Source organism: Klebsiella sp. JB_Kp042 (assembly GCF_040065275.1).
Taxonomy (GTDB): domain Bacteria; phylum Pseudomonadota; class Gammaproteobacteria; order Enterobacterales; family Enterobacteriaceae; genus Klebsiella; species Klebsiella quasipneumoniae.
Map to the genome: position 1 here is coordinate 1 of NZ_JBEAJL010000012.1, position 20304 is coordinate 20304.

General features: G+C 57.9%; 18 protein-coding genes. 11 read left to right on the plus strand and 7 right to left on the minus strand.

Annotated features, from left to right (window positions below; all coding sequences use genetic code 11):
• A partial coding sequence (locus tag ABLV54_RS02990) for a sodium ion-translocating decarboxylase subunit beta (protein WP_322358797.1) occupies window positions 1-317 on the plus strand: 317 nt, incomplete at its 5' end.
• Between the two features lie 59 nt (window positions 318-376).
• Window positions 377-1087: a membrane protein associated with oxaloacetate decarboxylase gene (locus tag ABLV54_RS02995; RefSeq protein WP_044524849.1), complete on the plus strand. Its 711-nt coding sequence runs from the start codon at window positions 377-379 to the stop codon at window positions 1085-1087.
• Between the two features lie 25 nt (window positions 1088-1112).
• Here ABLV54_RS02995 and degS read toward each other — a convergent pair whose 3' ends face one another.
• The 3 genes from degS to zapG form a co-directional block, all read right to left on the minus strand.
• Entirely contained in the window at window positions 1113-2171 is a 1059-nt protein-coding gene (degS, locus tag ABLV54_RS03000) for an outer membrane-stress sensor serine endopeptidase DegS (protein WP_348813610.1), read from the minus strand.
• A gap of 87 nt (window positions 2172-2258) precedes the next feature.
• Window positions 2259-3626, minus strand: coding sequence for a serine endoprotease DegQ (gene degQ, locus ABLV54_RS03005; protein WP_017899931.1), 1368 nt, complete (start codon window positions 3624-3626; stop codon window positions 2259-2261).
• A gap of 173 nt (window positions 3627-3799) precedes the next feature.
• The gene (gene zapG, locus ABLV54_RS03010) at window positions 3800-4198 is read right to left on the minus strand and encodes a Z-ring associated protein ZapG (protein WP_012540461.1); all 399 of its coding nucleotides are present in this window, start codon (window positions 4196-4198) and stop codon (window positions 3800-3802) included.
• Between the two features lie 190 nt (window positions 4199-4388).
• On the opposite strand from zapG, the gene zapE reads away from it, so the two are divergent.
• The 7 genes from zapE (at window position 4389) to ABLV54_RS03045 (ending at window position 8897) form a co-directional block, all read left to right on the plus strand.
• The gene (gene zapE, locus ABLV54_RS03015) at window positions 4389-5516 is read left to right on the plus strand and encodes a cell division protein ZapE (RefSeq protein ID WP_023291141.1); all 1128 of its coding nucleotides are present in this window, start codon (window positions 4389-4391) and stop codon (window positions 5514-5516) included.
• A gap of 266 nt (window positions 5517-5782) precedes the next feature.
• On the plus strand, window positions 5783-6211 hold the full coding sequence (gene rplM, locus ABLV54_RS03020; protein WP_002918559.1) for a 50S ribosomal protein L13: 429 nt from the start codon (window positions 5783-5785) through the stop codon (window positions 6209-6211).
• 15 nt (window positions 6212-6226) lie between these two features.
• The gene (rpsI, locus tag ABLV54_RS03025; RefSeq protein ID WP_000829818.1) at window positions 6227-6619 is read left to right on the plus strand and encodes a 30S ribosomal protein S9; all 393 of its coding nucleotides are present in this window, start codon (window positions 6227-6229) and stop codon (window positions 6617-6619) included.
• A gap of 57 nt (window positions 6620-6676) precedes the next feature.
• On the plus strand, window positions 6677-6961 hold the full coding sequence (locus ABLV54_RS03030) for a hypothetical protein (protein ID WP_142375918.1): 285 nt from the start codon (window positions 6677-6679) through the stop codon (window positions 6959-6961).
• Complete coding sequence (sspA, locus tag ABLV54_RS03035) at window positions 6931-7569, plus strand: stringent starvation protein SspA (protein WP_002918467.1); 639 nt, start codon at window positions 6931-6933, stop codon at window positions 7567-7569. The genes ABLV54_RS03030 and sspA overlap by 31 nt, the downstream gene beginning before the upstream one ends.
• Window positions 7570-7572: 3 nt before the next feature.
• Window positions 7573-8067, plus strand: coding sequence for a ClpXP protease specificity-enhancing factor (sspB, locus tag ABLV54_RS03040; protein WP_002918465.1), 495 nt, complete (start codon window positions 7573-7575; stop codon window positions 8065-8067).
• Window positions 8068-8192: 125 nt separating this feature from the next.
• Entirely contained in the window at window positions 8193-8897 is a 705-nt protein-coding gene (locus tag ABLV54_RS03045) for an N-acetylmannosamine-6-phosphate 2-epimerase (RefSeq protein WP_050534396.1), read from the plus strand.
• 55 nt (window positions 8898-8952) lie between these two features.
• On the opposite strand, the gene gltD is transcribed toward ABLV54_RS03045, so the two are convergent.
• Window positions 8953-10371, minus strand: coding sequence for a glutamate synthase subunit GltD (gltD, locus tag ABLV54_RS03050; RefSeq protein WP_032454181.1), 1419 nt, complete (start codon window positions 10369-10371; stop codon window positions 8953-8955).
• Between the two features lie 9 nt (window positions 10372-10380).
• Complete coding sequence (gltB, locus tag ABLV54_RS03055) at window positions 10381-14841, minus strand: glutamate synthase large subunit (RefSeq protein WP_044524842.1); 4461 nt, start codon at window positions 14839-14841, stop codon at window positions 10381-10383.
• 673 nt (window positions 14842-15514) lie between these two features.
• Between gltB and ABLV54_RS03060 the strand changes: the two genes are divergently transcribed.
• Window positions 15515-16450: a TIGR01212 family radical SAM protein gene (locus tag ABLV54_RS03060; RefSeq protein WP_044524840.1), complete on the plus strand. Its 936-nt coding sequence runs from the start codon at window positions 15515-15517 to the stop codon at window positions 16448-16450.
• Between the two features lie 52 nt (window positions 16451-16502).
• On the opposite strand, the gene ABLV54_RS03065 is transcribed toward ABLV54_RS03060, so the two are convergent.
• Window positions 16503-17786: an MFS transporter gene (locus ABLV54_RS03065; RefSeq protein WP_023291136.1), complete on the minus strand. Its 1284-nt coding sequence runs from the start codon at window positions 17784-17786 to the stop codon at window positions 16503-16505.
• Window positions 17787-17862: 76 nt separating this feature from the next.
• Complete coding sequence (locus tag ABLV54_RS03070; protein ID WP_050533691.1) at window positions 17863-18879, minus strand: Zn-dependent oxidoreductase; 1017 nt, start codon at window positions 18877-18879, stop codon at window positions 17863-17865.
• 297 nt (window positions 18880-19176) lie between these two features.
• Between ABLV54_RS03070 and uxuA the strand changes: the two genes are divergently transcribed.
• Window positions 19177-20241, plus strand: a complete 1065-nt coding sequence (gene uxuA, locus ABLV54_RS03075; RefSeq protein WP_050533778.1) for a mannonate dehydratase — start codon at window positions 19177-19179, stop codon at window positions 20239-20241.
• Window positions 20242-20304: the final 63 nt, after the last annotated feature.

The window sequence follows — 20304 nt, forward strand, 5'->3', positions numbered from 1 at the left end:
TGGTGGCGGACAAGTTCCTGCAGCCGCAGACCCTGGGGATCCTGCTGCTGGGGGTAATCGCCTTCTGCGTGGGGACCGCCGCCGGGGTGCTGATGGCGAAGCTGCTGAACAGGTTCAGTAAGAACCCGATCAACCCGCTGATCGGTTCAGCCGGGGTGTCGGCGGTGCCGATGGCGGCCAGGGTGTCGAACAAGGTGGGTCTGGAAGCGGACGGGCAGAACTTCCTGCTGATGCACGCGATGGGCCCGAACGTGGCGGGGGTGATCGGCTCGGCGATCGCCGCCGGGGTGATGCTCAAGTACGTGCTGGCGATGTAGGCCGGCCTGTTTCCGCGGCTGGCATGTCGGCCGCGGAGATTTCTCATAAGGAGACGGTGATGAATGAAGCCATAGCATGCTGTCCGGAAAACCGGACATCAACACGGGTGGCGGTGGTTGACGCCATGCTGGCGTCAGGCGATGAACTTGCACAACTGCAGCCGGCGCTGAACCTGCTTTCGCCCCCGCTGAACGCCACGCCTGGTGAAGCGCTGCTGGCCAGCTGTTATGAGGCCGGCGCTGACCACAACGCTGACGAGGCGACACGGGCGGTGACTGCCTTACCGGCGGCGGTCGTGCGCCCCGCGACGCCCTCGCTGCAGCGCAGCGGTCTGCTGTGCATGGCGGCCGGGGCGCTCAGCGCCCGGCAACTTCCGCTGACGCACAACCGGCTGTGCGACGTGGCGGGGCAGTTCGCCCGCGCTATTCCTGAAGGCGATGAAGAGGCGGGCAGTGGATTTTATACCGTGCGCAGCGTGTCCCTGCCCGTCTACCGGCGGCTGCGGCGGGATAACCATTCCCACAGCGTCTGTCTGCAGCAGGCGATGCTGCATTTGCTGGCCTGGAAGAGTGAGTCGCCCTGGGCGCGGCAGCAGGCGCAGCGCCTGCTCTGGCAGGGTGGCGTGCTGGGTGAGAAGGGGGAATTTGCGCTACTGACGCTGGATGATGAGCTTCGCGAGCGACAGGTTGTATGGCCCGCGCTGAGATCGCTGCTGGCGGTGACCGGGTTTCTGGTCAGATTCCCGGCCGGTCCGGTATTTAGCGATTAACGTGGCTCCCCAAACGGGGAGCCGCTTAGTTGGTGGCCGGGTATTCCTGGACGGCGATATGGAGCGTGATTTTCTTATCATCACGCATGATGACCACCGGAATTTCTGAACCCGGGCGGATCTCGGCCACCTGATCCATTGTCTCCAGCGCGGAGACCGCGGGTTTGTCATTCACGGAGATGATCACGTCGTTGGCGCGGATCCCCGCCTGCGCGGCCGGTCCGTCCGGCGCGACATCGTTAACGACGATCCCCTGGATCTGATCGATCCCGCCGCCCTGCGCGTGCAGCGGGGCGATCTCCCGGCCGCTAATGCCGATATAGCCGCGGATCACACGGCCATCCAGGATCAGTTTATCCATAATTTTGGTCGCTAACTGGAACGGGATCGCAAAGCCAATGCCTTCAGGCGTTTCGCCGTCGTTGCTCTTGTCAAAGGAGAGGGTGTTAATCCCCATCAGCTCGCCGAGGGAGTTCACCAGCGCCCCGCCGGAGTTACCGTGGTTGATCGAGGCGTCAGTCTGCAGGAAATTCTGGCGGCCGGTGGGGTTGAGGCCAATGCGCCCTGTGGCGCTGATGATCCCCTGGGTGATGGTCTGTCCCAGATTATAGGGGTTGCCAATCGCCAGCACCACATCGCCGATGTGCGGCGTGCGTTTCGGGTTGATCGGGATCACCGGCAGCCCGCCGGTAGCGTTGATCTTCAGCACCGCGAGGTCGGTCAGGGAATCGGAGCCTACCAGCAGCGCTTCGAAGACCCGGCCGTCCTGCAGAGCGACGATAATCTGGTCGGCATCGTTAATCACATGCTTGTTGGTCAGGATATAGCCGCGCTGGTCCATGATCACCCCGGAGCCAAGCGTCAGCTGATTATGGCTGGTGCTGTTCAGGGCGCGGTTATAGACGTTCACTACGGCGGGCGCGGCGCGGCGTACGGCGGCGTTATAGCTCGCCGGGGAGTCGTCTGCCGTATCATTCTGGGTGGTCGGCGCTAGCTGCCACTGGCGCAGCGAGGGCATCAGGGCCAACAGCAGGCCCCCGACAAGCAAACCGATGAGTACTGAACGTAATAACTTTCCAGGCATGATGCAGATATCGTTAATGAATGGTCAGGCGCAGCATAGCATGAGTTGCCCGGACATCGCACATGGCGGCGATGTCCGGGGAGACAATCAGCGCAGCAGCAGATAGATGCTTTCGTTGCCGCGGATCACGTTCAGGGCGATGACCGGCGGTTTGCCTTCGAGCACTTTGCGTAATTCGGCAATCGAATGAATACGCTCGCGGTTAAGGCCAATGATAATGTCATCCTTATGCAGGCCGACCTGGGCGGCGGCGCTGCCTTTATCGACATTATCGATCACCACCCCTTTGGTGCCATCTTTCATCTGACCGTCGCTGAACGAGGCACCCTGCAGAGCCGGGATAATCAGCTCAGCGCTGGCGGTGGAGGAGGTGCTCTTATCCAGCGTCACTTCGACATCGACCGGTTTTCCATCGCGCAGCAGGCCCAGTTTGACTTTGGTCCCCGGCTCGGTGGTGGCGATCCGCGAGCGCAGTTCGGCAAAACTATTCAGCGGCTTGCCGTTCAGGCTAACGATGACGTCGCCGGATTTGATCCCCGCTTTGGCGGACCCGGAGTTTGGCAGCACTTCACTGACGAAGGCGCCGCGCTGAACGTTGAGGTTCATCGCCTTGGCGATATCGGCGCTCATTTCCATGCCTTTAATGCCCAGCAGGCCGCGCTTGATTTCGCCAAACTGAATGAGCTGGTCGGCGAGGGTTTTCGCCATGTTGCTCGGGATGGCGAAGCCGATGCCGATGCTGCCGCCGCCCGGCGCCAGGATCGCGGTGTTGATCCCGATAAGCTCGCCGTTGAGGTTCAACAGCGCGCCGCCGGAATTGCCGCGGTTGATGGAGGCATCGGTCTGGATGAAATTCTCCAGCCCTTCAAGGTTCAGGCCGCTGCGGCCAAGGGCAGAGATAATGCCGGAGGTGGCGGTCTGACCAAGGCCGAACGGGTTGCCGACGGCGACGGCGAAGTCGCCGACGCGGAGTTTATCGGAGTCAGCAATGGCGATTTGCGTCAGGTTTGACGGCTTAATCAGCTGCAGCAGAGCAATGTCGCTCTGTTCATCGCTACCGACCAGTTTGGCATCAAATTCACGACCATCGTTCAGCTGGACGCTGATCTTCTGCGCCTGATTGATGACGTGGTTATTGGTCAGCACGTAGCCTTTCGCTGCGTCGATAATGACGCCGGAGCCAAGCCCTTCGAACGGCTGCGCCTGCTCTTGCGGGGCGTTATCGCCAAAATATTTCTTCAGCTCTTCCGGCATATTGAGCGTCGGCGAGGCAGTGCCTTCCACCTGGACGCTGACTACCGCCGGCAGGACCTTTTCCAGCATCGGCGCCAGGCTTGGTAACGCGCCCTGGCCGGGCACCTGAGTCGGTAAGGATGCTGCTGCCGGAGGCAGAACCGACAACGATAACCCAATGCTTAACGCTAACGCACTCAACAGCAAAGTCTGTTTCTTCATTAGATGCTGGCTCTCGTAACCTGAGGTGTATGGAAAAATGTCCTGAATAACCTGATGTTATTGAATTTTTGCGCAGGTAACAATGTGGGGACTGGTTTAAATTGTAGCCGGGAAGTGGGGAAGGAGCGGGCGCGATGGGCGCGCCCGGAGAATATTTTATCAGAGGCGATTGTTTAATCGCGTTTTGCGCCACCGCGCAGTAATCCGGATGCGCCTTCGGAGTAGTCGCGCGGCATCTGGACCGGCGCCTGATCGTTGCTGGCTTCAGACTCTTCCAGGCGGTTGCGGAACGGGTTGGCGTCTGCCATGGAATCCGGCAGCAGGTTGTTAGAGCTTTTCGCCATATGCTGATACAGCTGACGGTAGTCGTGCGCCATGTTATCCAGCAGCTCGGCGCTGCGCGCAAAATGGCTGACCAGCTCTTCACGGTACTCTTCAAGCTCGGCTTTATTCTTTTCCAGTTCGAACTGCAGCGCCTGCTGCTGGCGCAGTTTGCGGTTGCCGAAACGCATGGCGACGGCACCAATGATGATACCGACGACTAACCCAATTAGCGCGTATTCCCAGGTCATGAACATCTCCCGTTGTATTGTGGTTCCGTAGGGTGGCTCTTAGGCTCTCCGCCTGCGCCCGATAGTGCCACTATAACCGCTAATTCCACAGAAGTGGAATCCTGGCGTATCATCGCGTAGTGTAGAACGGCCTTTTTTTCGTCAATCGTGAGCTTCGACATCACGGTTTTCAAGGAATAACAATTAGATCATGCAAAGCCTGTCTCCAACATCGCGTTACCTTTCAGCCCTGAAAGAGGGCAGCCATCAACCCGACGACGTCCAGCAAGAAGCGGTGAGCCGCCTCGATACCATTTACCAGGAACTGCAGACTCAGCCCGCGCCCGTCGCGTCAGGCGGCGGTTTGCGCGCGAAATTCGGCAAACTGCTGGGTAAGCGCGAACCAGCAGCCGAGGCGGCGCCCGTCCGCGGCCTGTATATGTGGGGCGGCGTGGGGCGGGGGAAAACCTGGCTGATGGACCTGTTTTACCAGAGCCTGCCGGGCGAGCGTAAGCAGCGCCTGCATTTCCATCGCTTTATGCTGCGGGTGCACGAAGAGCTGACCACCCTGCAGGGCCATAGCGACCCGCTGGACATTGTCGCCGACCGCTTTAAAGCGGAAACCGACGTGCTCTGTTTCGACGAGTTTTTTGTCTCCGATATAACCGACGCCATGCTGTTGGGCGGGCTGATGAAGGCCCTGTTCGCCCGCGGCATCACGCTGGTGGCGACCTCCAATATTCCACCGGATGAGCTCTATCGCAATGGCCTGCAGCGCGCCCGTTTTCTGCCCGCTATCGACGCCATCAAGCAACATTGCGATATTATGAACGTCGATGCCGGCATCGATTATCGCTTGCGTACCCTGACCCAGGCGCACCTGTGGCTGTCGCCGCTGAATAACGACACCCGCGAACAGATGGATAAACTGTGGCTGGCGCTGGCCGGCGCGCCGCGCGCTGCCGGGCCGACGCTGGAGATCAACCATCGCGAGCTGCCGACCCTCGGCGTGGAAAACCAGACGCTGGCGGCGTCGTTCGCCACGTTGTGCGTGGATGCCCGTAGCCAGCATGACTATATCGCGCTCTCCCGCCTGTTCCACACCGTGATGCTGTTCGACGTGCCGGTGATGACCGCGCAGCTGGAGAGCGAAGCCCGGCGCTTTATCGCCCTGGTGGATGAGTTCTATGAGCGCCACGTGAAGCTGGTGGTCAGCGCGGCGGTGCCGCTGTACGACATTTATCAGGGAGAGCGGCTGAAGTTTGAGTTTCAGCGCTGTCTGTCGCGTCTGCAGGAGATGCAGAGCGAAGAGTACCTCAAGCGCCCGCATATGCCCTGACAGGATACTTTTTCCCGGCGAATTCAGGGCCGCAGGGCCGCCCCGGGAGCTGCCTGAAAAATCTCATAAAGGGGTCGATCTTTGACCCCGACTTCTCTATAATCTTGCGACCCCACGTTACGAGAAGGTTTTTTTCCCGAAACTTTCTATGTGCCGGCATAGGCTATTCGAAGGGGTAGGTTTGCTGGACAATGTCGTGTGAACCTCAACTGACTAAACGTTTGGGTGTTCACCAACGTGTAACTTATTATTTGGGTAAGCTTTTAATGAAAACTTTTACAGCTAAACCAGAAACCGTAAAACGCGACTGGTATGTTGTTGACGCGACCGGTAAAACTCTGGGCCGTCTGGCTACTGAACTGGCTCGTCGCCTGCGCGGTAAGCACAAAGCGGAATACACTCCGCACGTTGATACCGGTGATTACATCATCGTTCTGAACGCAGAAAAAGTTGCTGTTACCGGCAACAAGCGCGAAGACAAAATGTATTACCACCACACCGGCCACATCGGTGGTATCAAAGAAGCGACCTTTGAAGAGATGATTGCCCGCCGTCCTGAGCGTGTGATTGAAATCGCGGTTAAAGGCATGCTGCCAAAAGGCCCGCTGGGTCGTGCTATGTACCGTAAACTGAAAGTTTACGCGGGTAACGAGCACAACCACGCGGCACAGCAACCGCAAGTTCTTGACATCTAATCGGGATTATAGGCAATGGCTGAAAATCAATACTACGGCACTGGTCGCCGCAAAAGTTCCGCAGCTCGCGTTTTCATCAAACCGGGCAACGGCAAAATCGTTATCAACCAGCGTTCTCTGGAACAGTACTTCGGTCGTGAAACTGCCCGCATGGTAGTTCGTCAGCCGCTGGAACTGGTCGACATGGTTGAGAAACTGGATCTGTACATCACTGTTAAAGGTGGTGGTATCTCTGGTCAGGCTGGTGCGATCCGTCACGGTATCACCCGCGCTCTGATGGAGTACGACGAGTCCCTGCGTTCTGAACTGCGTAAAGCTGGCTTCGTCACTCGTGACGCTCGTCAGGTTGAACGTAAGAAAGTCGGTCTGCGTAAAGCACGTCGTCGTCCGCAGTTCTCCAAACGTTAATTGTTTTCTGCTCACGCAGAACAATTTGCGAAAAAACCCGCTCCGGCGGGTTTTTTTATGGATAAAACGGCTGTTATCCACAAGCTTACCGCCGGTTCCTGCCACTTTTTCAGCATTTCCAGAATCCCCTCACCACAACGTCTTCAAAATCTGGTAAACTATCATCCAATTTTCTGCCCAAATGCTGGTGATTGTTCATTTTTTGTTTTATTCGTGAACGAAGGTGACATCGCGCTACTGGGGTTTTTACATCTGGCCGGCCATGAGTGGCAGGCAGCAGTACAAAATTCTGAATATACCTGGAGGTTTTCATGGCTGTCGCTGCCAACAAACGTTCGGTAATGACGCTGTTTTCTGGTCCTACTGACATCTATAGCCATCAGGTCCGCATTGTGCTGGCCGAGAAGGGTGTCAGTTTTGAGATAGAGCACGTGGAGAAGGACAACCCGCCTCAGGATCTGATTGACCTCAACCCGAATCAAAGCGTACCGACGCTGGTGGATCGTGAGCTCACTCTGTGGGAATCCCGCATCATTATGGAATACCTGGATGAGCGTTTCCCGCACCCGCCGTTAATGCCGGTTTATCCGGTGGCGCGTGGCGAAAGCCGTCTGTATATGCAACGTATCGAGAAGGACTGGTATTCGCTGATGAACACCATCCAGAGCGGTACCGCAGCGCAAGCTGATGCTGCGCGTAAGCAACTGCGTGAAGAACTGCTGGCCATCGCGCCGGTGTTCACCCAGAAACCTTACTTCCTGAGCGATGAGTTCAGCCTGGTGGATTGCTACCTGGCGCCGCTGCTGTGGCGTCTGCCGGTTCTCGGTGTGGAGCTGGTTGGCGCAGGCGCGAAAGAGCTCAAAGGCTATATGACTCGCGTATTTGAGCGTGATTCCTTCCTCGCCTCTTTAACTGAAGCCGAGCGTGAAATGCGCCTCGGTCGGGGCTAAATAATGGATGTATCACAGCTGACGCCGCGTCGCCCGTATCTGCTGCGGGCGTTTTATGACTGGCTGCTGGATAACCAGCTGACGCCGCATCTGGTGGTGGATGTCACGCTGCCGGGCGTGCTCGTGCCGATGGAGTATGCGCGCGACGGGCAAATCGTTCTCAATATTGCCCCGCGTGCGGTAGGTAATCTTGAGCTGGCGAACGACGAAGTGCGCTTCAACGCGCGCTTTGGCGGCGTGCCGCGCAACGTATCTGTCCCGCTGGCTGCGGTACTCGCCATCTATGCCCGTGAGAACGGCGCCGGCACGATGTTTGAACCGGAAGCGGCCTATGACGAAGACGTCAGCAGCCTCAACGATGATGACGTCGCGCCTGAGAGTGAAAGCGAAACGGTGATGTCGGTGATTGATGGCGATAAGCCCGATAATCACGACGACGATCCTGACGACACGCCGCCGCCGCGCGGCGGTCGCCCGGCGCTGCGCGTGGTGAAGTAAATCCCTTCTCTGACAGGCCCTGCGGGGCCTGTTTTTTTTGTCTGTCCGCTTTGTTAACTCTGCCACAAACGAGGCGCCCCATGGCTGGTACTGTCATCGCCACAGGTAGCTTTCAGGGAGCCGACATGTCTTTACTCGCACAACTGGACCAGCATATCCGTCACCATGGCGGATTAATTGTCTCCTGCCAGCCGGTGCCGGGCAGCCCGCTGGATAACCCCGCCATCGTCGCGGCGATGGGGCTGGCGGCGGAGCAGGCGGGGGCGGTGGCGCTGCGCATAGAAGGTCTGGCCAACCTGCAGGCCGTTCGTCCGTTAGTGACGGTGCCTGTTATCGCGCTGATTAAGCGCGATCTGCATGATAGCCCGGTGCGTATTACGCCGTGGCTTGAGGATGTGAATGCCCTGGCGCAGGCAGGGGCCGATATCATTGCGGTTGACGGCACGCGGCGTCAGCGTCCGGCCTCTGTCGCATCGTTGTTGGCGGCAATTCACCGCCAGGGGAAAAATGCGATGGCAGATTGTTCCTCTCTCGACGATGCCCTTGAATGCTGGCAATTGGGCTTCGATATGGTTGGCACCACCCTCTCAGGCTATACCGCAGAGGAGACACCGGTCGAGCCGGATCTGGCGCTGGTGAAAAGCCTGAGCGCCGCGGGCTGCAGAGTAGTCGCTGAGGGACGCTACAATACGCCTGCGCAGGCGGCTGAGGCAATGCGCTGCGGCGCGTGGGCGGTGACCGTCGGCTCGGCGATCACCCGCTTAGAACATATCTGCGGCTGGTATAATACGGCGCTGAAAGCGGCGGTTTGCCCGGCGAATGGGCAATAAAAAAGCCCGATGTCGTTAACCATCGGGCTTTTATGCGCTGAGACTCCGGGCCTAATCAGACTTCAAGGTAGTTGAGGATCCCGTCAGCCGCTTTACGTCCTTCCGCAATCGCGGTGACCACCAGGTCGGAACCGCGAACGATATCGCCGCCGGCGAAGATTTTCGGGTTGCTGGTCTGGAAGGCGTTCTCGCTGCCTTCCGGCGCAATGATGCGGCCCTGGGAGTCCAGCTCGACGCTGTGCTTAGCCAGCCACTCCATGCTGTGGGGACGGAAGCCAAACGCCATGACGACGGCGTCTGCCGGCACCACGTGCTCAGAGCCAGCGACGATCTCCGCGCGACGGCGGCCTTTCGCATCCGGCTGGCCCATCTCGGTGCGCGCCATCTTCACGCCGCACACTTTGCCGTTGGCATTCACTTCCACGCCCAGCGGCTGGACGTTGAACTGGAACTCAACGCCTTCCTCACGCGCGTTTTTCACTTCGCGTTTTGAACCCGGCATGTTCTCTTCGTCACGACGATAGGCGCAGATCACGTGCGCCGCATTCTGGCGGACGGAGGTACGTACGCAGTCCATCGCGGTATCGCCACCGCCGAGCACGACCACGCGTTTGCCTTCCATGCTGACGTAGGGCTCATCGGCGGTTTCGCCAAAGCCCATGATCTGCTTGGTGTTGGCGATCAGGAACGGCAGCGCGTCGTAGACGCCCGGGGCGTCTTCATTGTCCAGCCCGCCGCGCATCGACTGATAGGTGCCAACGCCGAGGAACACGGCATCGTACTCTTTCAGCAGGTCGTCGAGCTGCACGTCGCGGCCCACTTCGGTATTGAGTTTGAACTCAATGCCCATGCCGGTGAAGATCTCCCGGCGGCGGGTCATCACCTCTTTTTCCAGCTTGAACGCCGGGATACCGAAGGTCAGCAGGCCGCCGATTTCCGGATGGCGGTCAAACACCACCGCCTTGACGCCGTTGCGGGTCAACACGTCGGCACAGGCGAGGCCCGCCGGGCCAGCGCCGATGATCGCGACGGTTTTACCGGTCGGTTTCACACCGGAGAGATCCGGACGCCAGCCCATCTCGAATGCCTTATCATTGATATAGCGTTCGATGTTGCCGATGGTCACCGCGCCGAACTCATCGTTCAGCGTACAGGAGCCTTCACACAGGCGGTCCTGCGGGCAGACGCGCCCGCAGACTTCCGGCAGGGTGTTGGTCTGGTGCGACAGCTCAGCCGCCTCAAAAATACGCCCCTCGTTGGCCAGCTTCAGCCAGTTCGGGATGTAGTTATGCACCGGGCACTTCCACTCGCAGTACGGGTTGCCGCAGGAGAGGCAGCGATCCGCCTGCGCCTTGGCCTGGCCTTCTGAAAACGGCTCGTAAATTTCCACAAATTCAATTTTACGGATCTTCAGCGGTTTCTTTGGCGGATCAACGCGCTGCAGGTCGATAAATTGATAAACGTTCTGACTCATCTTAACCCCTTACTGCGCCTGCACCCGCAGCTCAGCTGCGGAACGACTACGGTGACCCAACAGTGCTTTAACATCGCTGGACTTCGGTTTAACCAGCGCAAACTTCGCGGAGAAGGCCGGCCAGTTGGCGAGGATCTCTTCGCCGCGTTGCGAACCGGTAAGCTGCACGTGCTCGGTGATTAAACCGCGCAGGTGCTCTTCATGGATGGCCAGAGAGTCAACGTCCAGCACTTCCACCAGCTCCGGGTTCACGCGTTTACGGAAGTCGCCATCTTCATCCAGGACATAGGCAAAGCCGCCGGTCATCCCTGCGCCAAAGTTGACGCCGGTTTTACCGAGCACGCAGACGATACCGCCGGTCATGTATTCACAGCCGTTGTCGCCGATGCCTTCCACCACGGTGATGGCGCCGGAGTTACGCACCGCGAAACGCTCACCTGCGCGGCCTGCGGCGTACAGACGACCACCGGTCGCGCCGTACAGGCAGGTGTTGCCGATAATGCTGGCTTCGTGGCTGCGGAAAGCGGAGCCCACCGGCGGACGAATGGCCAGCAGACCGCCCGCCATGCCTTTGCCGACATAGTCGTTGGCGTCGCCCGTCAGATGCAGTTCCACGCCGCCGGCGTTCCACACGCCGAAGCTCTGGCCCGCGGTGCCGCTAAAGTGAGCGACGATCGGGTCGCCCGCCAGTCCCTGGTCGCCATGGGTCTGGGCAATATACCCGGACAGCGAGGCCCCCACGGAGCGGTCGGTATTGCGGATATCGAACCAGAACGTTTTGCTCTGCTTTTCATCCACGTACGGTTTCGCCTGCTGCAGCAGCTGGGCGTTGAGCACGCCGTTATCGAACGGCGGGTTATTTTCGGTGCAGTACAGCGCTTTGCCAGGATGCGGCTCTGCGGTCTCCAGCAGTTTACCCAGATCCAGTTTCTGCTGCTTGGCGGTGAACCCATCCAGCTCTTTGAGCAGATCGGTGCGGCCAATCAGATCCACCAGGCGCTTGACGCCCAGCTGGGCCATCAGCTCGCGGGTTTCACGGGCGATAAATTCAAAGTAGTTGGTCACTTTGAACGGCAGACCGTGATAGTGGTTCTTACGCAGTTTGTCATCCTGGGTCGCCACGCCGGTCGCGCAGTTGTTCAGGTGGCAAATACGCAGGTATTTACAGCCCAGCGCCACCATCGGGCCGGTACCGAAACCGAAGCTTTCCGCGCCGAGGATCGCCGCTTTGATGATATCGAGGCCGGTTTTCAGGCCGCCATCCACCTGCAGACGGATCTTATGACGCAGGCCGTTAGCGACCAGCGCCTGCTGGGTTTCCACCAGACCAAGCTCCCACGGACAGCCGGCATATTTCACGGAAGAGAGCGGGCTCGCCCCGGTGCCGCCGTCGTAGCCGGCGATGGTGATCAGGTCGGCATAAGCTTTGGCTACGCCGGTGGCGATGGTGCCCACGCCCGGTTCAGAAACCAGTTTGACCGAAATCATCGCTTTCGGGTTGACCTGCTTGAGGTCGAAAATCAGCTGCGCCAAATCCTCGATAGAGTAGATATCGTGGTGCGGCGGCGGGGAGATCAGCGTCACGCCCGGTACCGAATAGCGCAGTTTGGCGATGTACGGAGTGACTTTATCACCCGGTAGCTGGCCGCCTTCACCCGGCTTCGCGCCCTGGGCGACTTTGATCTGGATAACGTCGGCATTGACCAGATAGGCTGGGGTGACGCCGAAGCGGCCGGACGCCACCTGCTTGATGCGCGACACTTTATTGGTGCCGTAGCGCGCCGGGTCTTCACCGCCTTCACCGGAGTTAGAGAAGCCGCCGATGCTGTTCATCGCTTCCGCCAGCGATTCGTGCGCTTCCGGACTCAGGGCGCCGATCGACATCGCTGCGGTATCGAAGCGTTTGAACAGCTCCTTCGCCGGCTCCACGTCGTCGATGCTGATGGCGTCTTCGCCCGGATTGAGCGCCAGCAGATCGCGCAGCGTGGCCGCCGGACGTTCGTTAACCAGCTTCGCGTATTGTTGATAATCGCTGTACTCGCCGCTCTGCACAGCCTGCTGCAGGGTACGCACCACGTCCGGGTTGTAGGCGTGATATTCGCCGCCGTGAACGTACTTCAGCAGACCGCCCTGAGCCAGCGGCTTGCGCGCCAGCCAGGCGCGTTTCGACAGATTCAGCAGGTCCTGCTGGAAATCGTCGAAGCCGGCGCCGCCGATGCGACTGACCACGCCCTGGAAGCAGAGATCGGAGACATCGCGATGCAGACCGACCGCTTCGAACAGCTTCGAGCAGCGGTAGGAGGCGATGGTCGAGATCCCCATCTTGGACATGATCTTATACAGACCTTTATTGATACCGTTGCGATAGTTCAGCATCACCGCACGGTACGGTTTATCGATAGCTTTGCTGTCGACCAGCTTCGCCAGCGTTTCATAGGCGAGGTACGGATAGATAGCTGTCGCGCCGAAGCCCAGCAGCACGGCGAAGTGATGCGGATCGCGGGCGCTGGCGGTTTCAACGATGATGTTGGCATCGCAGCGCAGACTTTTATCGACCAGACGGGTCTGGATCGCGCCAACGGCCATCGGCGCCGGCACCGGCAGGCGGTCTTTGGCGATGTTGCGGTCAGAAAGAACCAGCAGCACGGTACCATCGCGTACCATTTGCTCCGCTTTGTCGCACAGGGCCTTCACCGTCTCGCTGAGGGAAGCCTCTGCCGGGTTGAAGGTGATGTCGAGGACGTCGGCACGATAGTGCTCTTCTTCCATCGTCGTCAGCTGTTTGAAATCGGAGTACAGCAGGATCGGCGATTTGAAGCTCAGACGATGCGCCTGGCCTTCCGCTTCGCAGAAGACGTTCATTTCGCGCCCGATGCTGGTGGCCAGCGACATGACGTGCGCTTCACGCAGCGGATCGATAGGCGGGTTCGTCACCTGGGCGAACTGCTGACGGAAATAATCGTAGATAATGCGCGGCTGGCTGGAAAGGACGGCGAAAGGCGTGTCATCGCCCATTGAGCCGACCGCTTCCTGGCCATTTTCGCCGAGCACGCGCAGCACCGAGTCCAGCTCTTCCGCGCTGTAGTTAAACTGTTTCTGGTAGCTGGCCAGCAGATCGTCGTCCAGCTGGCGGCTGCCAACCTCTTCGTCCGGCAGATCTTCAAATGGCACCAGGCGACGAACGTTTTTCTCCATCCACTCTTTATACGGATGGCGGCTCTTCAGATCGTCATCGGTTTCCGCTGAGTGCAGAATGCGTCCGGCACGGGTATCGATAACCATCAGCTCACCCGGACCCACGCGGCCTTTCTCAACCACTTCGTCCGGCTGGTAGTCCCAGATGCCGACTTCAGAGGCGCAGGTGATGAGCTTATCTTTGGTAATGACGTAGCGCGCCGGGCGCAGGCCATTACGGTCGAGGTTACAGGCCGCGTAGCGACCATCGGACATGACGATACCCGCCGGGCCGTCCCATGGCTCCATATGCATGGAGTTAAAGTCGAAGAACGAACGCAGCTCCGGATCCATATCCGGGTTGTTCTGCCAGGCTGGCGGCACCAGCAGACGCATGGCGCGCACGATGTCCATCCCGCCGGCCAGCAGCAGCTCCAGCATGTTGTCCATTGAACTGGAGTCGGAGCCGGTTTCGTTAACGAACGGCGCGGCGTCGTGCAGGTCCGGGATCAGCGGGGTCTGGAACTTATAGGTACGGGCGCGAGCCCACTGGCGGTTGCCGGTGATGGTGTTGATTTCACCGTTGTGCGCCAGGTAGCGGAACGGCTGCGCCAGCGGCCAGCGTGGTACGGTGTTGGTGGAGAAGCGCTGGTGGAACAGGCAGATAGCCGACTCCAGGCGCAGGTCCGCGAGGTCCAGGTAGAAGCGCGGCAAATCCGCCGGCATACACAGACCTTTATAGATGTTGACCAGGTTGGACAAGCTACAAACGTAGAAATCTTTGTCTTCCTGCAGGCGTTTTTCAATGCGACGACGCGCAATAAACAGACGACGCTCCATATCGCGCGGGCGCCAGCCAGCCGGGGCGTTAACAAAGATTTGCTCAATACGGGGCAGCGAGGAGAGGGCGATTTCACCGAGCACGCCTTCGTTGGTCGGCACATCGCGCCAGCCAACAATCGACAGGGTCTCAAGCTGAAGTTCTTCTTCAACGATGCGGCGTGCCGCTTTCGCCAGTTCAGGATCTTTATTCAGGAACAGCATCCCAACGGCGTAGTTTTTGGCTAAACGCCAGCCGCGCTCTTCGGCAACGATGCGGAAGAAACGATCGGGTTTTTGCAGCAGCAGACCGCAACCGTCGCCGGTTTTACCATCGGCAAGGATTGCGCCACGGTGCTGCATGCGGGCCAGTGCGTGTATCGCGGTTCGCACTACCTTGTGGCTAGGTTCGCCTTCTATGTGGGCGATCAGGCCGAAACCACAGTTATCCCTCTCAAGGGATTTGTCGTACAACATATCAGTGAACCTCCCCAGGCTCTACGGACCCCCTCCGATACCGATTGCGCACAGGCACAGAAAGAGCATGGCGACGGGGTTTGCACCTCGCATTCGCCCTCTTTAAATCCTTTTTGCATCGGTACACAAGTTTGAGGACTTGCTGTTAAGAGGGAATCTCAATTACTGCATAAATATGATGAGCAGAGTGCTCATCCAGAAAGCTTCCAGCGGATTCCCAACTTATCGGGAATCCACACTTACGTCAAATGGCAATCTTATTAATACAAAAATGTGCTATACAGGTGTTAACTTTTTGTTTTTAAAATAAATAATGCCATTTTTTATGCTTTGGATACGTCTGCAGAGGGTAAGACTAGTGTGATCTGTCTCACTGTGCGCGCGGCTTTGCATTACCGATCTGCGCTGAAATATATTTCATTATTAGCATATTTGACTGCTATAAATTTATGTGGTGGATATTAATACTGTTTTTTACCATAAAGTAGATTAGGGCCGCGCGATGATGAAATATAAGGAAAACTCATTACCCTGTGGGTGAATGAAATTGCAGTAATCATGATTGTTTATGCAATGAAGCGGGGCGCCGCGCTGACGATTGATCCAGGTCATCGCCGTCGGTGACGAAAAGTGGCAGGCTTGGCCCCCTTTGTTGAGGCCGGTCTATCAGATTATGCAGTTACAGAAATTAGTCAATATGTTTGGTGGGGATCTTCTGCGCCGCTATGGCGAAAAGGTCCATAAGCTAACGCTGCACGGCGGTTTTAGCTGCCCGAACCGCGACGGTACGCTGGGCCGTGGCGGCTGCACTTTCTGTAACGTGGCCTCGTTTGCGGATGAAGCCCAGCAGCATCGATCCATCGCCGAACAGCTCGCCCATCAGGCGCAGCTCGTTAACCGGGCAAAGCGCTATCTGGCCTATTTTCAGGCCTATACCAGCACCTTTGCTGAAGTGCAGGTGCTCCGCTCGATGTATCGCCAGGCCGTCAGCGAGGCGAATATCGTTGGCCTCTGCGTCGGCACCCGCCCGGACTGCGTGCCGGAGGCGGTTCTCGACCTGCTCAGTGAATACCACCAGCAGGGGTATGAGGTATGGCTGGAGCTGGGGCTGCAGACCGCGCATGATAAGACCCTGCATCGCATTAACCGCGGGCATGATTTCGCCTGTTACCAGCGCACCGCGCGTCTGGCGCGTGAGCGCGGACTGAAGGTTTGCGCGCATCTCATTGTCGGCCTGCCCGGGGAGTCCCAGGAGCACGGCCTCGAGACGCTGGAGCGGGTCGTGACCACCGGCGTGGATGGCATCAAGCTGCACCCGCTGCATATCGTTAAAGGCAGCATTATGGCAAAAGCATGGCAGGCCGGTCGTCTCGATGGCATCGAACTGGAGGCGTATACCGTCACCGCCGGGGAGATGATCCGCCACACCCCGCCGGAGGTGATCTACCATCGCATATCGGCCAGCGCCCGTCGGCCCACGCTGCTCGCGCCGCTGTGGTGCGAAAATCGCTGGACCGGAATGGTTGAACTGGATCGCTATCTGAATGAGCAGGGCGCTCAGGGTTCGGCGCTGGGCCGCAGCTGGGTCGCGCCCCAGGCGGTGAAATAGTCTCAGAGGATGCCCGGCGTGATGACTGCGCCGGGCATGGTATTGCTGTCGACTATGCCTGACTGGCTTTCATTGTCACGCGTGGCGTTTTGATCACGAACAGTACCAGCAGGGCGCCGAGCGCGGCGATAGTGCCGGCGAGGACAAAGGCGCTGTCGAATTTACCGGTAGACTGCACGATATAGCCGGTGACAATCGGCCCCACGATGCCGGAGACGCTGCCGATAAGGTGGATAAAGCCGCTGGTGCCGCCGACGCGGGATTTATGCACCACGTCCTGGATAATCGCCCAGTAGATCGCTCCGGTGACATAGAGGAAAAAGATGGAGACAGACATCAGCAGAACGGCAGGAACGACGCTGCTGACGGTACCGGCAAGCCCCACACAGATGGCGGCCATCAGCAGACATACCACCAGCACAATTTTGCGCGACAGCAGCAGGCGTCCGGTGAGTTTAAAAATTTTATCGGAAATATACCCTCCCAGCGCCAGGCCGACAAAGCCGACTATCCATGGAATCATGGTGGTGAGGCTCATCTGTTTAATATCCAGATGGTGCTGCTGAACCAGATAGGACGGGAACCAGCTGAGGAAGAAAAACAAAATATAGTTGTAGCAGAAGAATGCAAAGGCTGTTACCAGAATAATAGGCTGCTTGAGATAATAACCCAGTGAGTGAGCGGTTTGATTTTCTACGGTTTCCAGGGCGTCCTCCTCTTGCTTCATTTTATTAATGAGCATGAGCTCTTCCTGACTGACATGCTTATGTTTGTCAGGCGAGTTGGCGGCAATAAAAAACCACACGACCATCCACACAATACCGATGGCGAAAATAATCATAAACGCCGGGCGCCAGCCGAATGCGAGAGCCAGATAACCGACGATGGGGCCGGCAACCGCGCCGCCCAGCGGAGAGCCGGCGCTGAGCAGCCCTACGGCGGTAGCCGCTTGCTTCTTAGGAAACCAGCCGTTGATCATCTTGTTCGCCGACGCGCAAATCGGGCCTTCAGCCATCCCGAAGAGGACGCGCAGCATCAGCATGGAATAAAAGCCGGTGGCAAAGGCGGTTAAGCCGCAAAATAGCGACCACATCCCCACCGCCAGCCCCAGGACCAGCGTTGCGCCAAACTTATCCACGGCCAGACCGCCAATAAAATTAAATACCGCGTAGCCGAAGAAAAAACTGCCGAAAATAATACCAAACTGTTCGGCGTTGAGCGCCAGATCCTTTTCAATCATCGGTACCGTAATGGATAACGCCACCCGGTCCAGATAATTAATCATATATACTAAAAATAATAACAGGACGATAATCCAGCGGATATTTTTTCCCATGATGACACCGTGATGAGTATGTTATTGAGCTCTGGCGCGACGGATATCAATATTCACGTCGCCCGTTATTTAGCATTTACCCCAGCTGCAGCAATACCTTGCAGCAGGTTTTCCGATCGTTGGCAAAAATCTCCATAGCCTCTTTTACCTGCTCCAGCGGCATGCAGTGGGTGATTAACGCCTCAGGCTGGATAAGGCCTTTCTCCATCCAGTCGATGACCAGCGGAAAACGTCCTCTGTTCAGCCGGGAGGAGAAAATGGAGATCTCTTTACTGGTGATGCTTTGCTGGGTGAGGGTGGACGCCTCGCCGGAGAAGCCGAGTATGCCGATGCGTGCGGCGGGAGAGGCGAGGAGAATGGCCTCCTGAAGGATCGCCGGGTGGCAGGCGGCATCGATGACCAGCGTGGGGGCTATCTGCCGCTGCGCCAGCTGTTCCGCCAGCGGCTGGTGAGTGTTATCCAACGTCAGATCGGCGCCATTGTCCCGCGCCATCTGCAGACGTTCGGCAATGCGGTCCACGACGATCACCTGCTTAACGCCATACACCCCCTTCAGCGCCTGGATCACCGTCAGACCCATCGGACCTGCGCCGTAGATCAGGGCGATATCCTGCGCCATGGGCTGCAGCTGGGCGGTAATGTTTGCCGCAATGGTAAAAGGCTCAACCATCGTCGCCTGACGATCGCTGATGGCTTCCGGAATGCGCCAGGCGTTTTTTGCCGGCACGCAGGCGTAGTCGCTGAATCCGCCGTCGCGGTGAACCCCGATGACCTGGAGCTGCGCACAGACATTCGGCCGCCCCACCGAGCAGGGATAACACTGGCCGCAGCTGACGACAGGGTCGACCGCGACGCGCTCGCCGATGCGTGCCGGAGAGATCTGTTCGCCGACGGCATCGATGATGCCGAAGAATTCATGGCCGATCACGCGGGGATATTTCGCGAAGGGGTTATGGCCCTGATAGATATGCACATCGGAACCGCAGATCCCGGCAAAGGCGATTTTCACCCGGACTTCGTGGGCGCCCGGAGCGGGAACCGGACGTGATTCGATGTTCAGTTGGCCTGGCTCTTTGACAACGACGCTTCTCATTTCTGTTCCTTCCCTTGTCTGTTTTCTGAACAAATATCGTGACTTTTATTACCATACAAGTATGCATTTGATCATAACTAGCTCTGGATCACATTTGGCGAAGGTCGTCAGAAAAAGCCCGGCAATGATTAATCTATTGAAATAAATTGAGAAAAATTATGAATGTAGCGAAAGCGACCTCACCGGCGAGCCGGTCAGCAGGAATGTGATCGCCATCACGACAGTTAAGGCTCAATCAATTATGATTACTGGTATGGTAGTAGGGTGAAATTAAACTATGTTGAGCAGGTGATGACGATGCAGATGACAATGCGCTGGTTTGGACCAGAGGAAGATAAGGTTTCATTAGAGCATATACGCCAGGTCCCCGGCGTGGAGGGGGTGGTCGGCGCGCTCTATGACGTCGCGGTGGGCGAGGTATGGCCGGAGGATAAAATTGAGCGTCTGGTCAGCCAGGCCCATGCCGCAGGCCTGAAAATGGAGGTGATAGAGAGCGTCAACATCCATGACGACATCAAAATCGGCCTCCCTTCTCGTGACCGCTATATTGCCAACTATCAGCAGACCATTCGCCACCTTGCCCGCTTCGGCGTCAAAGTCATCTGCTATAACTTCATGCCGGTGTTCGACTGGATGAAGACGGATATGAACTACGTCCTGCCGGATGGCTCGATGACGATGGCTTTTGAGAAGAAAGATATCGATAAGCGGCTGGAAGACGTGGTGAAGGAGGTGCTTGAGAATTCAAACGGCTTCGCGTTGCCGGGCTGGGAGCCGGAACGGCTGGCGGAAGTGCAGACCCTGTTTGCCAAATATAGCGCGGTGGATGACCATAAGCTGCGGGAGAACCTGGTCTATTTTCTGCAGGCGGTGATCCCGGTTTGCGAAGAGGTGGGCGTGAAAATGGCGATCCACCCTGACGATCCGCCGTACTCGATATTTGGCCTGCCGCGGGTGGTCAAAAACCGCGACGATCTGGACTGGATCTGCCGGGCTGTCGATTCACCCGCCAACGGCATCACCCTCTGCACCGGCTCGATTGCCGAAGATCCGGATAACGACGTATACGCTATTCTGGCTGAGTTTACCCGCCGCAAGCGGATCCATTTTGCCCACGTCCGCAATATTAAACTGATGCAGGATAAAGACTTTTACGAGTGCGCCCATCCGTCAGAATACGGCTCCCTGGATATGTACAAGGTGATGCAAGCGTTGCACGACAACGGCTTCGACGGCTATATACGTCCGGATCATGGCCGCTTTATCTGGGGAGAGACCGGACGTCCGGGCTATGGTTTATACGATCGCGCACTCGGGGTGACCTACCTCAAAGGTCTCTGGGAGGCGCTAAGCAAGCGCTAACCCCTTCCTGACCATGCCTCTTTTTCGCGGCTGGTTCGCCTCGGCGGCCAGTCGTCATATCGG